The following is a 16,508-nucleotide window of genomic DNA, read 5'->3' on the forward strand; positions in this document are numbered from 1 at the left end:
CCTGGCACACCTCGCGCGGAGTACGCTGTTGTGCCTTTCCCTCATGACCAGGAGTCCTCCCTCGTGCGCAGCTTCGTCCGCCGTCTCGCGACGGCCGCGGTCTTCCTGTTGAGCCTCGCCGCCGTCAGCCCCGCCGCCGCACAGGGCCCGCTCCGCACGCGCATCGACGCGTTCATGCGCGCGGAGATGGAGCGCCAGAAGGTGCCCGGCGTCGGCATCGGCATCGTGAAGCAGGGCAAGGTCTTCCTGGCCAAGGGGTATGGCTTCGCCAACCTCGAGCATCAGGTTCCCGTCGGGCCCGAGACCCTCTTCCAGTCCGGCTCCCTGGGCAAGCAGTTCACCGCCATGGCGGTGATGCTCCAGGTGGAGGCGGGCAAGCTCTCGCTGGCGGATCCGCTGACGAAGTTCTTTCCCGAGGCTCCCACTTCCTGGGGCACCATCACGGTGCGCCACCTCTTGAATCACACCTCGGGCCTTCCCGATCTGGAAGGCAAGCTCGATTACCGGAAGGACTATTCGGATGAGGATCTCGCGCGCTACGCGTACGCGCTGACGCTCGAGTTTACCCCGGGCTCTCGCTGGAGCTACAGCAACACCGGCTATGTCCTGCTGGGCATCATCGTGAACCGGGTGGCGGGCACCTTCTACGGCGACATCCTGCGCGAGCGTGTCTTCAAGCCCACGGGCATGACGACGGCGCGGACCATCAACGAGGACGACATCATCCCGCACCGCGCCGCTGGCTACCGTCTGGTCAATGGGGAACTGAAGAACCAGGAGTGGGTCTCGCCCTCGCTCAACACCACGGGCGATGGCTCGCTCTACGTGTCCGTGCGGGACATGATCGCCTGGGACGCGGCCGTCCAGGCTCATGCCATCCTCGAGCCGGAGAGCTGGAAGGAAATCCTGCGCCCCGCTCCTCTCAACAGCGGAGCCACCTTTCCGTATGGCTTTGGCTGGATGCTCGATGAGCGCAATGGAAAGCCGCTGCACCAGCACAGCGGGGGTTGGCAGGGCTTCACGACCTACTTCGCCCGCTACCTCGGAGACTCCCTCTCCATCATCGTGCTGACCAACTCCGGTACCGAGAACCCCAGGTTCTTCGCGGAGGGGATCGCCGCCATCATGAGCCCCGCGCTCGCCGCGCCCGTCCCCAAGCCCATCGAGGACAAGGAGCCTCAGGTCACCGCTCGGATTTCGGCGCTGCTCGAGAAGGCGCGGGAGGGCACCCTCACGCCGGCCGACTTCGCGTATGCCCGCGCGGGGTTCTTCCCGGACCGGATGAAGGTCTATCAGGAGAAGCTTCGCGCCCTGGGGCCCGCGGGGCCGCCGGTGCTGGTCGAGCGAATCACGCGGGGCGATGACCGGGTCTACACGTATGACGTGCCCTTCGGTGCCAAGACCTATCTCTTCACCGTGGCGCTCGCCCCAGACGACCGATTGTCCTCGTTCGGGCTGCGGCCGAAGTGAGCCTGTCGCGGACGCGGAGCAGGGCAGGGGGGCCCGCGCTCCGAGCGTGAAGGACGCATCGGGGCGCGGGCGGGACGCGCGCTACTTCTTCACGGCGATGGAGCCGCGATACTTCGTGTTCTCTGCCCCGTTCGCGGCGACGGGGAGCAAAGTCATACACGCGAGAATCAGAAGAATCGCTTTCATGCTTCGAGTGCCTCCTTGGGCGCCCGGAGCCTCGCGGCGGGTTCTGGCGCGTCCAGCTTTGTCCCCGGAGGCCCGTGCTCCCTGGGGGCCTCCGTGCACTCGCGTCCACTTGTGCAGTAGGCTGCGCAGGACTTCGGGTGCACTGCGTCGTGCGGGTGGCACCCCGAGTCCAAGTTCCTCATTTCCCTGGGCCTCGGCCCCGGCATGGTCGTTGTAGGGGTCTTCACCCACCATGTACTGCTCGTCCTGTCGCCAGGAGCGTCTCGGCGGCCTGCTCTGCGCCGCATGCGGCAAGGCCATGGCCCCGCGCCCTCGCGAGGTCCTCGAACAAGAGCTCGCCCACGTCCACTTCCTCCTCGGGGAAATGCAGGCGTGGGACTCCACCTACGTCCCCAAGGGCGCCCGGACCTACCTCAGCCAGCGCTACGAGCGGCAGGCCCGCATCCTGCTCTCCGTGATCGCCGAGTCCCCCGCGGCCCCCGCTCCCGTGCGCGCTGAGACGGTGCAGGCGCCCGAGGTCGAGCCGGCTCCAGAGGTGGAGACTCCCGCTCCCGCTCCAGAGCCGGTGCGTCCTCCGGTCGTCCTCGAAGTGGCGGGGGAGCGCGAAGCTCCTTCGGAGGCCGCGGCTCGCGTCGCCCGGGGCTTCGATGAGGCCTCGGAGCCGGCTTCGGCTCCAGCTTCGGCCGAGTCCGTTGACGGGGATCCGGCTCGAGAGGCCCGGTACCCTCACCCCGACCCTCTCCCGGAGGGCGAGGGGGTGGAGGCACGGCTTCCTCCCATTGTCACCGAGCCCCTCTTCGAGGCTCCTCCTCCTCGCACCGTCACCGCTCGCATCGTCGAGGAGGTCTCCACCTGGGACACCGTCTGGCGCCCCTTCCTCTACGAGAGCATCGGCTGGTTCATCGGCGCCTTCCTCATCGTCGCCGGCTCCCTCTATCTCGCCTTCGATAGCTGGGCGGGCCTCACCTCCTTCTCCCGCTCGCTCGTCGTCTTCGGCATGACCGCGGGCTACTCCGCCGCCTTCTCCATCTGCGGCTCCCTGCTCGCCCGCCGCGAGGCGCTCGCCGGTGCGGGCCGCATCCTCGGCCTCATCGGCGCCGCCGTGGCTCCGCTCGCGGGCGTCGCGCTCGGGCCCCTCGACAGTCTCAGCCTCGAGGGCGTTCCGCTCGCGCTCCTCCTTCCCTTGCTGCTCGGTTGGTCGGTGGGCGCCGCCGTCCTCGTGCGCAAGCCCGCCGAGTCCTTCGACGCGCCCTCCCGTCCCTTCGTCCAGCTCGCGTTGGTGGGCACCACGTTGATGATGGGGCTCGCCCCGCTCTTCGCGCGTGTAGGCGCCCTGGCGTCCTGGCTCGACGTGCTGCCCTGTGCCCTCTTCTTCGTCCTCTCGCGCCGGGCCGTGCCCGAGCCCCGGAACAACAAGGCGCTCGCCTTCGTCCTGGCCGCGCCGCTCTACCTGATGCTGCTCTACGCGGTGCGCCTGCACGTGGCGCTCTCCGCCGCCGGGGTGGCTCCCTCCTTCGGGGGTTACGCCCCGTTCCTCGCCTTCCTGCTCGCCGCGTGCCTCGGCTTCCGCCAGCTCCCGCCGGACGAGGCCGCGGATTCACTCTCGGTGAGCGTCGCCTCGCTCCAGGTGGCCTGCCTCGCGCTCGCGGCCACGGGCTCGCCTCCGGCCTTCTTCTTCACCGCCGCCGTCTTCACCTGGACCGTGTTCGGCCTCTCCCGTGGCGAGCTGCCCCGGGTGAGCTGGTTGTATGCCGTCTATGCCGGCGCGTACTTCGCCTATGCCTCCGCGGGTCAGCTCGTCCCCGGCGCCGTGCAGGCCCTGATCGACTCGCTCAAGGCCTCGCTCGGCTACCCCGTGTCCGGTGCGCTCCCGTTCCAGTACGGGGCCCTCACGGCCGTGCCCTTCGTGCTCGCGGGCTCCGTCCTCGCCGGAAGGCTGCTCGCCCGAGAGGAGCGGACCGGCTCGGAGCGTGACGCTCAGAGCGCCGAGGTGCTCCTGCGCTCCACCGCCATCGCCAGCGGGCTCTTCGTCCTGCTCGGGCACTCGTCGGGTGCTGACTTGCGCCCGGGCTTCTGGACCGCGCTCGGGCTCATGGTCGTGTGCGTGGCCAGTGGGCTGCTCTACGAGCGCCTCTATCTGTCCATCGTCGGCGCGGCGCTCACCGTTCCCCTGTCGTTCTCCGCCTATGCCCTCTTCGGCTATGCGGGGGCCTGCCTCGTGTGCGGTGGGGTGGCGCTCGCCTTCGCCGGGCTGTCGCTCGTCTGCACCCGCGACACGCGCCTGAACTTCAGCGTCGCGGTGGGGTGGCTCTCGCTCATCGGCTTCGCGTATGGCCTCAACGCAGGCCCCACGGTGTCCGCTCTGGTGGGCCTGGTGCTCTGCGGCGCCGCCGGGCTCCTCGTGGCGTGGAACCTCGCCAATCCCTACCTGCTCGCCGTCGCCGCCTTCGCGGCCGCGGCCGTGGTGCCCAAGCTCGCCAGCCTCGTCGATCCCTCGTGGGTGCCCGTGGCGCTCGCCGTCTCGGCGCTGGGGCTCGCGGGCCTCGGGGAGCTCGGGGGCCGGGCGCGGCTGCTCGGCTGGCCCGGCATCGCGTATGCCCTCCTGGCGTTCGGCTGGGGCTTCTCCATCGGAGTGCCCTGGTTCGGCGTCACCGTCCTCCTGGCCGCCGCCGCAGTGGCCGTGGCCTCGCGACTCACCCCCGTGGTGCGTCCGCTCGCCGTCGTCCTTGCCGGCTTCGCGCTCCTGCCCCAGGTGGACCACGTCATCGTCTGGCCGTGGATGACGCCGGCCCTGTCCGTGGCCCTCTTCGCCCTCTGGTCGCTGGGGGCGTCCCTGGCCGCGGCGCGCTGGGGCCGCAGTGCGAGCACCCTCACCGCGGGCCTCGTGTCGCTCCTCTTCACCGGGGCGGTGGTGGTATCGGAGACGTTCCCCTCGGTGCAGCCGTACCCGCTCACGCTCGGCGCGGCGCTCGGGGCCCTGCTCACCGCGCGCGCGCTGCACCCGTCCGTCAGCGTCGTCGTCGCCGCGATGTGGGTCGGCTTCCATGTGTTCTACCACCTCAGTGGGCAGGAGGGGCTCGTCGCGGCCACGCTGCTGAGCCTGCTCGCCCTGCTCGAGTCGCACCGCGGGGCCTTCCGTGTCCTCGCGGGGGAGCGCCGTTTCGCGCTCGCGGCGAGCGTGTGCGCCATGCCCTTCCTGCTGCTCGCGAGCGTGAAGGGCTACGGTGCGCTGGTCCCGCTGGTGTTCGCCGGCACGATACTGTTGCCCCTGGTGTGGACGCGTGCCAACCGCCAGCCCTTCTTCGCGGCCCTCGCGCCGCTCTTCACCCTGGTGGTCGCGCTCCAGAAGCCCTACGCCATGCACTGGGCGGCCGCGCTGCCGCTGCTCGCGCTCGCGCTGGTGCGCGCCGCCGAGCACCTGCCGGCCGCGCGCGTCCTCCTCTTCGGCGAGGAGGATGAATCGGCCGCGCTCAAGCTGTCCGGGTGGATGCTGGCCTCGCTGACGCTGGTGGGCGTGGTGCTGGTGCCCGAGACGAAGGCCGACCCGGGGGCGCTCTCGCCGCTGGTGGCCTCGCTCGTGCTGCTGCCCGGGCCGAAGCCCTCGGTGCGCGTCGCCATCGGCGTGGGCCTGCTGCTCTTCTGCTTCCCGCTGCATCCGGTGGTCATCGGGCTGCTGCTGGCGCTCGGCTTCCTCACGCACCACATTCCGGGCGCGCTGTGGGCCTTCTTCCGCTCGCCGCCGGACGCGTCGCTGCGGCCCGTCACGGTGGTGGGCTCGCTCGCGCTCTGCGGATGGAGCCTCGTGCTGGAGGCGCCCACGCCCGGCGCCATCACCCTGCTGGCCGGAGTGCTGCTGGTGGGGGCCTTCCTCCTGTCGCGGCGCTGGATGTTGACGGCCTCGGTGCTCACGCTCGCCGTGGCCTCGCTGGGCAAGACGCCGGAGCACGGCTTCCTCGAGTGGCGTGCGGAGTCGGCGCTGGCCTTCGCGGCGGTGGGGCTCGGCGCGGCGGTGCTGTCGGCGCTCTTCCAACTGGGGCGCATCCAGCGGGCCGCCTCGCGCTGGTCCGAGCGCCTGTCGCCGGGGCTCCCCGACACGTGGAGCGAGCCGCTGTGGAGCGCGGGGGCCATGGCTACGGTGGTGCCCGTGCTGCAGCACCTGTTGAATCAGGGGCCGGGCGGACTGCCGCTTCCGGTGGCGCTGCTGGCGGGGGGCGCCTCGGTGGTGCTGATGGTGTCGCGCGAGCGGGCCATGGCCAACGTGGCCACCGCGCTGCTGGCGGGGGTGCTCGTCGCGGTGGTGCCGCCGCTCTGGACGCCCGCGGTGGTGAGCGTCACGGGCCTGGTGCTGTGCATGGTGGGCACGTGGCTGGACGAGCGTGACGTGGACGTGGGCGCGGCGCTGCACCACGCGGGCTGGGTGCTGGCGCTGCTCGCCATCTTCGGCTTGAGGGACCTGAAGCACCCGGGCACCGCGGTCTGCCTGCTCTCCGGCATGACGACGGCCTGGGCGGTGGTGTACCGGCGCCCCGAGCGCGCGGTGGTGGGGTGGGTGGTGACGCTGCTGGGGCTGCACGGGCTGCTCGCGCACGCGGGGTCGCTCTTCTCCACCGGCAAGGGGCCCGAGCTCATCCTCCCGCTCTTCGGCGCCCTCAGCGCGCTGCTGGCCACCACGGCCCTCTTCCTCGCGCACGAGCGGGATCGCCGGGGCGTGGGCCACTCCTTCGCGGTGGTGGCCATGGCGGAGATGTTGCTCGGGCTGGTGCTGGTGCCCGGGTCGGCCGGAGTCATGCTGTCTGCCATCATCGACTGCGTGTGCCTGGCGGTGCTCTTCTTCGCGCTGGTGCGCCGCGCCGTGCGCGAGGAGGACGAGGGCTCGGCCTTCCTCGCGCAGGCGGTGCTGGTGATGGGCTACCTGTCGGTGCGGCTGCATGCGCTGGCCGCGGGGCTGGGCCCGTCGGACAGCATCGCGGCGCTCGTGGGTGGCGCCCTCTTCTCCGGCCTCTACGTCTTCGCGCAGCGCGAGGGCGCGGGGCTGCCCGCCTTCCGCAGGCCGGCGCTGTGGGGCGCCTTCCTCTTCCCCCTGGCGGGCCTGCTCACCGCGCCGTGGGAGCAGCCGCTGTACGTGGCGGCCCTGCTGGTGGGCTATGCCGCGCACTTCGCCGCGCTCTCCGTGCACCCCTCGCAGCGCGGCGTGTCCTCGCTGGTGTCGGTGGCCGCCTTCAACGCGGCGCTCTTCCTCGTCTGGCAGGGGACGGGCGCGGGGGAGCCGCAGTTCTACGTCATCCCCGCGGGCCTCTCGCTGCTGGTGCTGCTGCGCGTCTTCCACGAGGCGCTCGAGCCGGACACACGGGCGAAGCTGCGCGCGCTGGCCATCACGCTTGTCTACGTGGCCGGGGCGTGGAAGCCGCTCATGTTCCAGGACGGCGGGGCCATGCTGCTGTGCGTCCTGCTGTGCCTGGTGGGCGTGGCCGCGGGCATGGCGCTGCGCATCCGCTCCTACGTGTACCTGGGCAGCGCCTTCCTGGTGACGTGCGTGCTGGCCAACCTCGCGCGCTTCGGCATTCGAGACCATCGCATGGGCGCGGCCTTCCTCTCGCTGCTCGGCGTGGGCGTGGTGGGCTTCATGGTGCTCTTCACCGCCAAACGCGCCGAGCTGCTGGAGCGCTACGAGCGGGTGCGCGCGATGATGTCCACCTGGGAGGGCTGAAGCATCGTCCCATGGGGCCGGCTGGAGTCCGCTGGCCCGCGAGGTGCAATTCCTCTCCGCCGAGGGGGAGGAGAGAATGGGGACGGGACGAGGCGCGGCGCTGCTGGTGTGTCTGGGGGTAATCCTCGTGGCCGGGTGCGGACCCACCGGTGACGAGGGGGAAATTTCCTTCCCACCCTCCGACCCCGGCACGGACACCTGTGCCGAAGCCATGGGCCCCGGTGGGCTCCAGGTGGCCCCCGTGTGCTCCGAGCCCGAGCCGGCTCCGCCACCGTCCGCGCCACCGTCCGAGCCACCTCCCGCGGCCTACGTCTTCCAACCGGGCTTCCACCTGGCGCTGCGCTGGTCCCACGCGGTGGGCGGCACCACCACGTTCCGCCTGCGCGTGCCGGTGCACCGGGCCGGGCCCCGGGTGCGGCTCGCCTTCCGCTCGGGGGATGGGGCCCTGGTGCTGCGCCGGGTCACCGTCGCCCGGGCGGGCCCCGAGGCCTCGCTGGCCTCCGAGCCGGTGCCGGTGACGTTCTCCGGCGCGCCCGGCGTCTCCGTGGGTACGCGCACGCGCGTGGTGTCCGACCCCGTGTCCTTCCCCGTGCGCTTTGGGGACGAGCTGGCGGTGTCCTTCGAGGTGCAGGGCGAGCTCGCCGCGAGCGCCATCGAGCTGCTCCCCGGCAGCGCCATGCGCCCGGGTGCCTGGGCCACCACGCCGGGGCCGCTGGGAGGCTCACCCTGGGCGGTGCCGGTGGGGCTGGCCACCGTGGACGTGGAGGGCCCTCCCTCGCGTGCCTTCGTCGCCCTGGGTGACAGCATCACCGAGGGCTACATCACCGGCCACGACGACCTGCGCGACACCTGGTCCTTCCGGGCCAGCGCCGAGCTCGGCGTGCCCATCGTCAACGCGGGTGTCTCCGGTCAGGGCTTCTACGATGCGCTGCGGTTGCTGGACGGGGAGGCGCTCGTGTTGTCTGGCATTACCGACTGCATCGTCCTGCTGGGCACCAATGACTTGAGCGGCGTCCCGGACAGCAAGCTCCAGGAGGACATGGTGCAACTGACGGAGCGGCTGAAGCCCTTCTGCCGCACCTGGGTCGGCACCCTGCTACCCAAGGAGTCCGCCAGCAACGGCAAATACGAGCAGGTGAAGGCGAGCCGCCTGGTGCTGAATGACTGGATACGGGCCCACCGGCAGCCGGACGTCATCGACTTCGAGGCGGTGACGCACGCGCCCGACAACGTGCACCTCTTCATCGACGGGTTGGCTGTGGATGGCATCCACCCGAATGCCGCTGGCCACCGGGTGATGGCCTCGGAGGTGGTGCGCGTGCTGCGCTCCGAGGGCGTGCTGCCACAGCCAGCACCCTGAGTGTCATGGTCTCACGGCTCGAGAAGGCTCGAATCACAGACGTCGGACGGCGAACATCTCGGGGGCCGCTTCCGGGGCCGTCCTCCAGCGGGCCGGTATGTTCGATGAGCCGCTGTGAGCCGCGCGGACGGGGAGGAGAGCCATGCGGGGGCGCGAAGTCGTCGTACAGGCGCCAGTGCGCCAGGAGGCGGAGCTGTTCCGGCGTCTCCTCGACGCGCTGCCGTACCCCATCTTCTGGAAGGGGAGGGACTTGCGCTACCTCGGGTGCAACGCGGCGTTCGCGCGGGTGGCCGGCCGGGCGCACCCCGACGAGGTGGTGGGGCTGAGCGACTACGAGCTGCCCTGGCGCAAGGAGGACTCGGACTTCTACCGGGCGTGTGACCGGCAGGTGCTGGAGTCGGGCGTGCCGCTGTCGGATTGCGAGGAGCCCATCCGGGGTGGCGACGGCCGGCCGCGCTGGACCCAGACGAGCAAGGTGCCGCTGCGCGACGAGCACGGCGCGCTCTTCGGGGTGCTCGGCATCCTCATCGACGTCACCGCGAGGCGCGAGGCGCAGGAGCAGCTCCAGGTGGCGCTGGCCGCGGGGGACGCGGCCAACCGCCTGTTGAAGGCGCAGGTGGCCGAGCGCGAGGCCATGCAGCGGGCCCTGGCCACGAGCGAGATGCGGCTGCGCACGGCGGTGCGCGGCGCGCAGCTGGCCATCTGGGCGTTGGATGCGGCGGGCACCTTCACCTTCATGGATGGAGGGGCATTCGGGGCGCTGGGCCTGGAGCCGGGCTTCCTCGCGGGCCAGTCCATCTTCGAAGTGTTCGGCGAGCATCCGGACATCCCCGAGCAGGTGCGGCGGGCGCTGGCGGGCGAGTCCTTCACCGGCTACGTCTCCTTCCCCGGCTTCCATTACGAGACGCGCTACACGCCGGTGTACGACGAGGCCGGCACGCTGACGGGCGCCATTGGCCTCGCGTTGGATGTCACCGAGCGCGTGCACTACCACGAGCTGCTGGAGCGGGAATTGGAGCGCACGCGCGCGCAGCTGCTGCAGGTGGAGCGGCTGGCGACGCTGGGCACGCTGGCGGCCGGCGTGGGGCACGAGCTGCGCAACATCTCCACCGTGCTCAACAGCCTGAGGACGTACTTCACCGAGTGCGCCCAGCGTGGCGTGCCGCCGGAGCCCGCGGAGCTCGAGGAGCTGGGCTGGGCCTGCGAGCACGTGGCCACGCACGGGCGGCACCTGATGGACCTGGGCCGGCCCGGACGCGCCGCGCCGGAGCGGGTGGATCTGCGCGAGCTGGTGTCGGGCACGCTGGCCATGCTGCGCACGGCGGGCATCACCAAACACCTCCAGGTGTCGTCCTCGGCGCCCGATGCTCCCCTCTGGGTGGAGACGAGCCGGACGCGCGTGGAGCAGGTGCTGCTCAACCTGGTGAGCAACGCCGCGGACGCGGTGGAGGCGGTGCACGGCCGGCCCGCGGAGGTGCGCGTGCGCCTCTTCGAGGACAGCGCCGCGGGTTTCGCCTGCTGCCGCGTGGAGGACACCGGGGTGGGCATGGCCCCGGACACGCTCGCCTCCATCTTCGAGCCGTGGTTCACCACCAAGCCCCCGGGCCGCGGCACCGGCCTGGGGCTGCCCGTGGTGCGCACCATCCTCCAGGAGTACGGCGGGGACCTCGCCGTGGAGAGCCAGCCGGGAGAGGGCAGTGCCTTCACCTTCCGGCTGCCCCTGGCGCTCCGTCCGTCCTGACGGCCGGGCAGCGGGGCCATGCCAACGCCTGGCCGTAGAGGGTGCAGGCGGGGGCGGGGGTGGATAATGTCGCCCCCCCTCCGTCGCCCAGGGATGTCCGCATGCGCCGTCTGCTCCTCGTTCCGGTGTGTCTCCTCGCCGCCTGTGCCGGCACCGCGCCCGCGCGCCGTCCGGCCACCGGCCCGGTGCCGCCCGCTCCGGTGGCCCCCGCGTCCGAGCCGGTGTCCGAGGCCTCGCGGATGGAGACGATGGAGAGCCGGGCCGCCTCCCTGGAGGCCGCGGCGCGGGCGCTGAGCGCCACGGTGGAGGCCGCGCGGGCCCTCTCCGGGGCCACCAGCCTCCGGGCCTCGCTCGCGGCGGGGGCGGGCGCTCCCTCGCGCGTCGCGTCCCTCATCGTCGCGCGCGCGGTGCGACTGGTGGGGGTGAAGCAGCTCGGCCGCGTGGACCGGGGCGTCCCGGATGATTGCTCCGGCCTCGTGCGGCTCGCCTACCTCGAGGGCGGCATCGACCTGGTCAACCACGGCTTCCTCAATGGGGAGAATGCCGTCACCGCCATCTACCGCCGCGCCGAGACCCGGGGCGCCCTCCACCACCACCGCCCCCGCCCCGGGGACCTCGTCTTCTTCCGCGAGACGTATGACCGCAACCGCGATGGCAAGCGCAACGACGGGTTGACCCACATCGCCGTCGTCGAGAGCGTGGAGCGGGACGGCACCGTCACCTTCATCCACCGGGGCAGCAAGGGCATTGCCCGCTCGCGCCTCAACCTCTTCTTCCCGCGCACCCACCGCATCGGCCAGGACGGGCCCGTGCTCAATGACTTTCTTCGCGCCGCGTCCCAGGGCCAGCGCGCCTGGCTGACGGGCGAGCTCCTCGTCGGCTTCGCCTCTCCCGGACCGCTGTAGGACGGGCGGCGTCCGTGTGGGCTCGAAGACAGACTTGAAGACAGACGCCACTCATGCGTTATGAGCGGCATGCGAAATCTTCTGCTCCTCGGAGTGCTCTGCCTCGCACCGGGCTGCGTGCTGCACACCGGCCATGGCCACTACCCACTTCCTGGCCCCCAGCCCGCGCCCCGGCCGCGCGCCATGTCCTATGACGAGGCCGTGTCGCTCGGCCTGGGCCAGTGCCGCTCGCGCGGCTACCAGTGCGAGCTCAAGGAAGCCCACATGACGGGCAACGACGTGTGGAAGGTGAAGTTCCGCGCCTTCGCCTCCGGCGGCGGCAAGGGCCACCTGCACATCGACTACGACGCCTACAGCCGCGCCATCCTCACGCTCGACGACAAGGTGAAGGGCCGGGAGAAGGATTGGGACGACGACGACGACGATGACCACGGGCACGGCCATGGCCACGGGAAGAAGAAGGGCCATGCGAAGTGGGAGGACTGACGGACGCTGAGCCGGCGCGAGGCCGGGACGCTCACTTCTTCGTCAGCGTCTCGAGGGCGTCCTGCGCCTCGTCCTGGCCGCAGTTCTTCGAGCCGAGCAGCGCCTTCTCCCGGGGCACCCGGGCCAGCTTCTCGAGCGCGGGCACCGCCTGCGCGTCTCCCAGGCCCGCGAGCCGCTTCGCCGAGCGCACCCGGATGCCGCAATTCTTCGACTCGAGCGCCCGGGCGTACAGCTTCACCAGGTCGAGCTTGTCGGTGGACTGCACCGCCTCGAGGTAGCGCAGCGCGCCCCACTCCCGGGGAGAGAACGGCTCGTCCGCCAGCTCCTCGAGGTGCTCCTTCACCTTGTCCTTGGGGAACGAGGACAGCAGCTTGCGCAGCTTCGCGTTCGACTCGTCGTTGCCGAAGTCCTCGGCCAGCCCGTCGAGCACCGCGGGCTCGAGCGACTCGCGCGCCTCCGCGTCCAGCCCCGTCAGCGCCGAGAGCTCCTCGTCGTGCCGGTCGAGCTCGTGCAGGGCCCTCGCGCGCGTCTGCCGCACCGGCGCGTCCTTCTTCGCTCCCGCCGGGACCTCCGACAGCCGCTTGAGCGCGTCCGCGGGCTTGCCCGCCTCCAGCAGCCCGCGCGCCTGGTAGACGGGATCATTGTGGCGCGCCACCTCGTACGACGTGAGGCCCACCACCGCCACCAGCCCCAGGCTCACCCCCGCGGTGCGGCCCGGGTGCGCGCGCACGAGCCCCACCCCCCGCTCCGCCAGCGAGCGCGCCACCCGCGCCACCGGCTCCCAGGCCGCCCGCAGCACCCGCACCACCGGGCCCAGCCGCGACTCGAGCGGCTCGCCCAGCGACGGCGTCACCTCGTCCTGGCCTCCGAAGGGCAGGCCCTCCGGGGCGCGGCGGCAACGGTAGAGATTCAGCGGCTCGCCGTTGAGGGGCGTGGGCACGCTGCCACACGGCTCGGCGTCGCCCTCCACCCGGCTGCGCGCGAGGTTGACGGACTCGGTGAAAACCACCTCACCGGGCTCGGCCACCTGCTCCACCGCCTTCGTCACCTCCACCGGCTCGCCGAGCACCGCGTCGTGCGAGACGAGCACCTCGCCGGTGTGGAGGCAGACGCGCACGGGCAGCTGCTCGTCCGGGCCGCACTGCTGGTTGTGCCGCCACAGCCGGTCCTGCATGGCCATGCCGCAGAGCACCGCGTGGGTGGGCGAGGCGAAGACGGCCAGCAGCGAGTCGCCGCGCTTCTGCACCAGCCGGCCGCCGTAGTTGCGCACCAGGGGCAGCAGCAGCCCGTCGTGCGCCTCCAGCATGCGCGCGTTCTGCTCGTGCGTCTGGCGCGAGGTGCGCTCGGTGTAGCCCTCCAGGTCGGTGAGCATCACCGTGAGGTTCTGCGCCTTGCTGCCCGACAGCGTCCCGCTGCCCACGGGGACGAGCGTGCCCGAGGGCTTGGAGACGAGCACGCCCGTGGTGCCGCGCACCGCCTGGCGCACGGCCAGCGGGGTGGCGGGGCGGGTGAGGGCGCGCGAGGGCGAGGCGGCGTTGGGGGGCACCACCATGTCCTGCGAGCGCGTGGGCGCGCGCGAGGGCGAGGGGCCCACGGGCTCGGGCGTGGCCGGCACGGGCGGGCCGAAGGCATGCGTGCCCGGGGCGGGGGACTCGGCGGGCCCGGGCGCGGACTCGGCGAAGGGGGCCGTGCCGCTGCCGGGCCGCGAGGGCGGCTCGGGGAAGAGGAAGGTGGAGATGCTCGGGCCGGGGGCGGGCGCACCCGAGGCCATGGCCAGGGGGTGGCCCGCCGCCACCTGGGCCTCGGCGGCGAGGGCGCCGAGCGCATCCACCAGCGCGCTCGCATGCTGCAGCCGGTGGGCGGGGGCCTTCTCCATCAGGCGCATCACCAGCGAGACGAGCGCGGGATGGGCCGCGAGCGTGGGCGCGGCCTCGATGAGGGGCAGGGGAGAGGCCGCCGCGTGCTGGGCGACGTACTGGGTGGGGCCGGGCCCGGGGAAGGGCAGCTGGCCGGAGAGGACGCGGTAGGCGAGCACCCCGAAGGAGTACAGGTCGCTGCGCGGGTCCACCGGCGCTCCCACCGCCTGCTCCGGCGAGAGGTACTCCGGCGTGCCCACCACCAGCCCCACCTGGCTGAGGTTGCTCATCGCCGCGTCCGGCTCCACCAGCCGGGCGATGCCGAAGTCCAGCAACCGCGCCTGCTCGCCGCGCAGCCCCTTGGTGAGGAGCACGTTCTCCGGCTTCAGGTCCCGGTGGATGATGCCCTTGTCGTGGATGGCCGCCAGGCCCTCGGCGAGCTGGTACAGCAGGGGCAGCGCGCGCGCGGGCGCCAGGGCCCCCTGCTGCAGCACGTCATAGAGGTTCTCGCCCTCCACGTACTCCATCACCAGGCAGGCGCCGACGCTGGCCTCGCCATAGTCGATGACGTGCACCACGGCGGGGTGCTCCACCGCGGACAGCAGGCGCGCCTCGCGCTTGAAGCGCTCGATCATGCTGGGGTGCACCATCAGGTCCGCGTGGAGGACCTTGATGGCGACCTTGCGCCCCAGCGACACCTGCTCACCGAGATACACCTCGCCCATGCCGCCAGAGCCGAGGAGCTGGAGCACGCGGAAGCGGCCATCGAGGACGAGGGTACCGGTTTCGATCACGAGCGCAGCATCTTCGCCGGAAACGGGTGGCGCGGGCAGTGGCTCCGCGTGAAGGCGGGCCGCTCCTCTACCCGCCCTCCGGCCAGCGGAACAGCAAAACCCGCGTGCCCCTCCCCGCGCCGCTCGTCGCGTGGACTCTCACTGCATCTGTCCCGCCGGAGCGGACGAGGGTGTGCGGACGTGTGGGGTGCGCGGGACGTTCGCCAGGAAACAGAGGAAGGGGAGGGCTCACTTCGCCGCTCGGACTCCTGGCGGGTTCTAATTTCTTTCATTTCTTCCAATCCCAGGCGAATACCAGGAATCATACCTAAATCGGCAAAACCTGTTTGACAGGACAGGGCTGGAATCGTAGGGTGGTTGGCGTTGCCGCACGGATGAGCGCGCGACGGTCCCGCGGGGGGCCGTGTCGTGCGGGGGCCGTGGGCTTCTTCCCTCGATTCAACGCTCTGGAGTCCTTCATGAACCTGAAGAAGAACGCCCTCCTGTTGGGGGCCACGGGATTGCTGTGTGTGCTGCCCGCCTGTGGCGGCGAGCGCGCTGACACGGGCGCCGTCTCGGACGTCAACGAGGTCGAGCAGGCCATCTACACCGACCACGCCATCGTGACGTGCTCGAGCGCGACGATGTACGGCAACTACTCGACGACGGCGGGGCCGCAGAACCCCATGCGCGTCCTCTACTACGGCGACAAGGTCGGCATCCGGCAGGACGCGGGCTATCCGTCCTGGGCCGTCATCCTCGACTACGGCCCGGATGACTGGGGCTACCTGCTGCGCAGCTGCATGACGCGCTGCACGGGTGTGAACGCTCCCATCGCCGGCTGCTTCTGAGCCCCATGTCTTCCACGGAGAACACTTCCATGTCCGCTCGTCGGTTCTTCTCCCAGAATCCGCGCACCAACCTCGTGCGCCTCGGCCTGACCGCGCTGTGTGCCGTCGGGGCCTACCAGGCCTTCCAGGTGCAGAAGGCCTACGCCGCCACGCGCCGCACCGTCTGCGCCCAGGATCTCTACGTCCGCGATGCCCCGGCCGGCATCTTCATCGGCACGCTCTACTACGGGCAGTCGATGGATGTGACGAAGTACTCGCCGAGCGGTGAATGGGCGTACGGCTTCGCCTACGGCAACGTCAACAAGTGGGGCTGGGTGCAGAACGGTTGGTTCTGCAACTGAGCTACACCCCGGACACCCACCCGCCCGGTGGGTGTCTGGGATGGGCGGCGGGGGTTGGGTAGAGTCGGCCCATGGCCGAGAAGCGCCAGCACCGCCGGCTCAAACGCCGTTTGATCGTGAAGTACGGGGAGCGGGACCTGTCCCAGTCCGGATTCACGGCGGACGTGTCTCCGACCGGCGTGTTCATCGTCGCCTCGGTGATACCCCGGCTGGACACCCGGCTGCATCTCCAGCTCTTCGTGACGCCGGAGCAGTTCCTGTACTTCGAGGGAGAGGTGCGCCGGCACAAGCTGGTGCCTCTCGAGCTGCGCACCCTGGAGCGCAGCGGTTTCGGGGTGCGGCTGCTCACGCCGAGGGAGCTCATCACCTCGGTGCTGGGCCAGGAGCTGAACGCGCCGCGCTTCGAGCTCGTCTACGCCACTCGCGTGGCCTTCCAACAGGCGTACGAGCGGGAGCTGCGCATGGGGGCGGCCTTCATCTCCACCACCCGGCGGATTTCCCTCAACACGGAGGCGCTGCTGAGCCTGGTGCTGGAGTTCGCCGGGAACATCGTGGAGCTGGAGGCGCAGGTGGTCCAGGTGTTCCCGCCCCAGGAGAGTGCGGACGCCCCCGTGGGCCTGGCGCTCATCTTCAAGGACCGGGCCCGGGCGGAAGCGCTGCTGCGCCCCTGGTTGGGTTGAGACGCACGCCCGAGAGTCCGGCGCGCGGAAGAAGGTGCCGCGGCGGGCACACGCGCCGAGGACATTCCGGGGGCGGGAGCGGGAGCCCCGCCGCCTGCTCTCCGGGCGGGGGAACAGCAAAAATTTCGAGGGCTTAGCCCACGTGATACCCT

Annotated in this window: 10 protein-coding genes; 9 read left to right on the top strand and 1 reads right to left on the bottom strand. The window is 71.4% G+C overall.

Going from position 1 to position 16,508, the window contains the following annotated elements; all coding sequences use genetic code 11:
• Positions 1-63: 63 nt before the first annotated feature.
• From ACJ8AN_RS36540 to ACJ8AN_RS36565, 6 genes are all read left to right on the top strand, one after another.
• On the top strand, positions 64-1,470 hold the full coding sequence (locus tag ACJ8AN_RS36540; RefSeq protein WP_407760216.1) for a serine hydrolase domain-containing protein: 1,407 nt from the start codon (positions 64-66) through the stop codon (positions 1,468-1,470).
• A 484-nt stretch (positions 1,471-1,954) separates the two neighbouring features.
• Positions 1,955-7,363: a hypothetical protein gene (locus tag ACJ8AN_RS36545; protein ID WP_407760217.1), complete on the top strand. Its 5,409-nt coding sequence runs from the start codon at positions 1,955-1,957 to the stop codon at positions 7,361-7,363.
• Positions 7,364-7,574: 211 nt separating this feature from the next.
• On the top strand, positions 7,575-8,723 hold the full coding sequence (locus tag ACJ8AN_RS36550; protein WP_407760218.1) for an SGNH/GDSL hydrolase family protein: 1,149 nt from the start codon (positions 7,575-7,577) through the stop codon (positions 8,721-8,723).
• A gap of 142 nt (positions 8,724-8,865) precedes the next feature.
• Positions 8,866-10,464 carry a PAS domain-containing protein gene (locus ACJ8AN_RS36555; protein ID WP_407760219.1) on the top strand — a complete coding sequence of 533 codons (1,599 nt, stop codon included), beginning with the start codon at positions 8,866-8,868 and terminating at the stop codon, positions 10,462-10,464.
• A gap of 101 nt (positions 10,465-10,565) precedes the next feature.
• Complete coding sequence (locus ACJ8AN_RS36560; protein WP_407760220.1) at positions 10,566-11,369, top strand: CHAP domain-containing protein; 804 nt, start codon at positions 10,566-10,568, stop codon at positions 11,367-11,369.
• A 69-nt stretch (positions 11,370-11,438) separates the two neighbouring features.
• Positions 11,439-11,855, top strand: a complete 417-nt coding sequence (locus ACJ8AN_RS36565) for a hypothetical protein (RefSeq protein ID WP_407760221.1) — start codon at positions 11,439-11,441, stop codon at positions 11,853-11,855.
• Positions 11,856-11,886: 31 nt separating this feature from the next.
• Here the strand turns inward: ACJ8AN_RS36565 and ACJ8AN_RS36570 are convergent, their stop codons facing one another.
• The gene (locus ACJ8AN_RS36570; RefSeq protein WP_407760222.1) at positions 11,887-14,505 is read right to left on the bottom strand and encodes a protein kinase domain-containing protein; all 2,619 of its coding nucleotides are present in this window, start codon (positions 14,503-14,505) and stop codon (positions 11,887-11,889) included.
• 458 nt (positions 14,506-14,963) lie between these two features.
• Between ACJ8AN_RS36570 and ACJ8AN_RS36575 the strand changes: the two genes are divergently transcribed.
• The 3 genes from ACJ8AN_RS36575 (at position 14,964) to ACJ8AN_RS36585 (ending at position 16,356) form a co-directional block, all read left to right on the top strand.
• Positions 14,964-15,335, top strand: coding sequence for a hypothetical protein (locus ACJ8AN_RS36575; protein WP_407760223.1), 372 nt, complete (start codon positions 14,964-14,966; stop codon positions 15,333-15,335).
• A 29-nt stretch (positions 15,336-15,364) separates the two neighbouring features.
• On the top strand, positions 15,365-15,676 hold the full coding sequence (locus ACJ8AN_RS36580) for a hypothetical protein (protein WP_407760224.1): 312 nt from the start codon (positions 15,365-15,367) through the stop codon (positions 15,674-15,676).
• A 71-nt stretch (positions 15,677-15,747) separates the two neighbouring features.
• A complete protein-coding gene (locus ACJ8AN_RS36585; RefSeq protein WP_407760225.1) occupies positions 15,748-16,356 on the top strand; it encodes a PilZ domain-containing protein in 609 nt (202 codons plus the stop codon).
• Positions 16,357-16,508: the final 152 nt, after the last annotated feature.

It is taken from the genome of Archangium sp., assembly GCF_045802675.1.
In the GTDB taxonomy this organism is placed as follows: domain Bacteria; phylum Myxococcota; class Myxococcia; order Myxococcales; family Myxococcaceae; genus Archangium.

What these genes read in the sequence shown, in the direction of transcription:
- ACJ8AN_RS36550 (WP_407760218.1), top strand. Translation starts at nt 7,575, where the DNA reads ATGGGCCCCGGTGGGCTCCAGGTGGCCCCCGTGTGCTCCGAGCCCGAG.
- ACJ8AN_RS36560 (WP_407760220.1), top strand. Translation starts at nt 10,566, where the DNA reads ATGCGCCGTCTGCTCCTCGTTCCGGTGTGTCTCCTCGCCGCCTGTGCC.
- ACJ8AN_RS36565 (WP_407760221.1), top strand. Translation starts at nt 11,439, where the DNA reads ATGCGAAATCTTCTGCTCCTCGGAGTGCTCTGCCTCGCACCGGGCTGC.
- ACJ8AN_RS36585 (WP_407760225.1), top strand. Translation starts at nt 15,748, where the DNA reads ATGGCCGAGAAGCGCCAGCACCGCCGGCTCAAACGCCGTTTGATCGTG.
- ACJ8AN_RS36575 (WP_407760223.1), top strand. Translation starts at nt 14,964, where the DNA reads ATGAACCTGAAGAAGAACGCCCTCCTGTTGGGGGCCACGGGATTGCTG.
- ACJ8AN_RS36545 (WP_407760217.1), top strand. Translation starts at nt 1,955, where the DNA reads ATGGCCCCGCGCCCTCGCGAGGTCCTCGAACAAGAGCTCGCCCACGTC.
- ACJ8AN_RS36555 (WP_407760219.1), top strand. Translation starts at nt 8,866, where the DNA reads ATGCGGGGGCGCGAAGTCGTCGTACAGGCGCCAGTGCGCCAGGAGGCG.
- ACJ8AN_RS36580 (WP_407760224.1), top strand. Translation starts at nt 15,365, where the DNA reads ATGTCCGCTCGTCGGTTCTTCTCCCAGAATCCGCGCACCAACCTCGTG.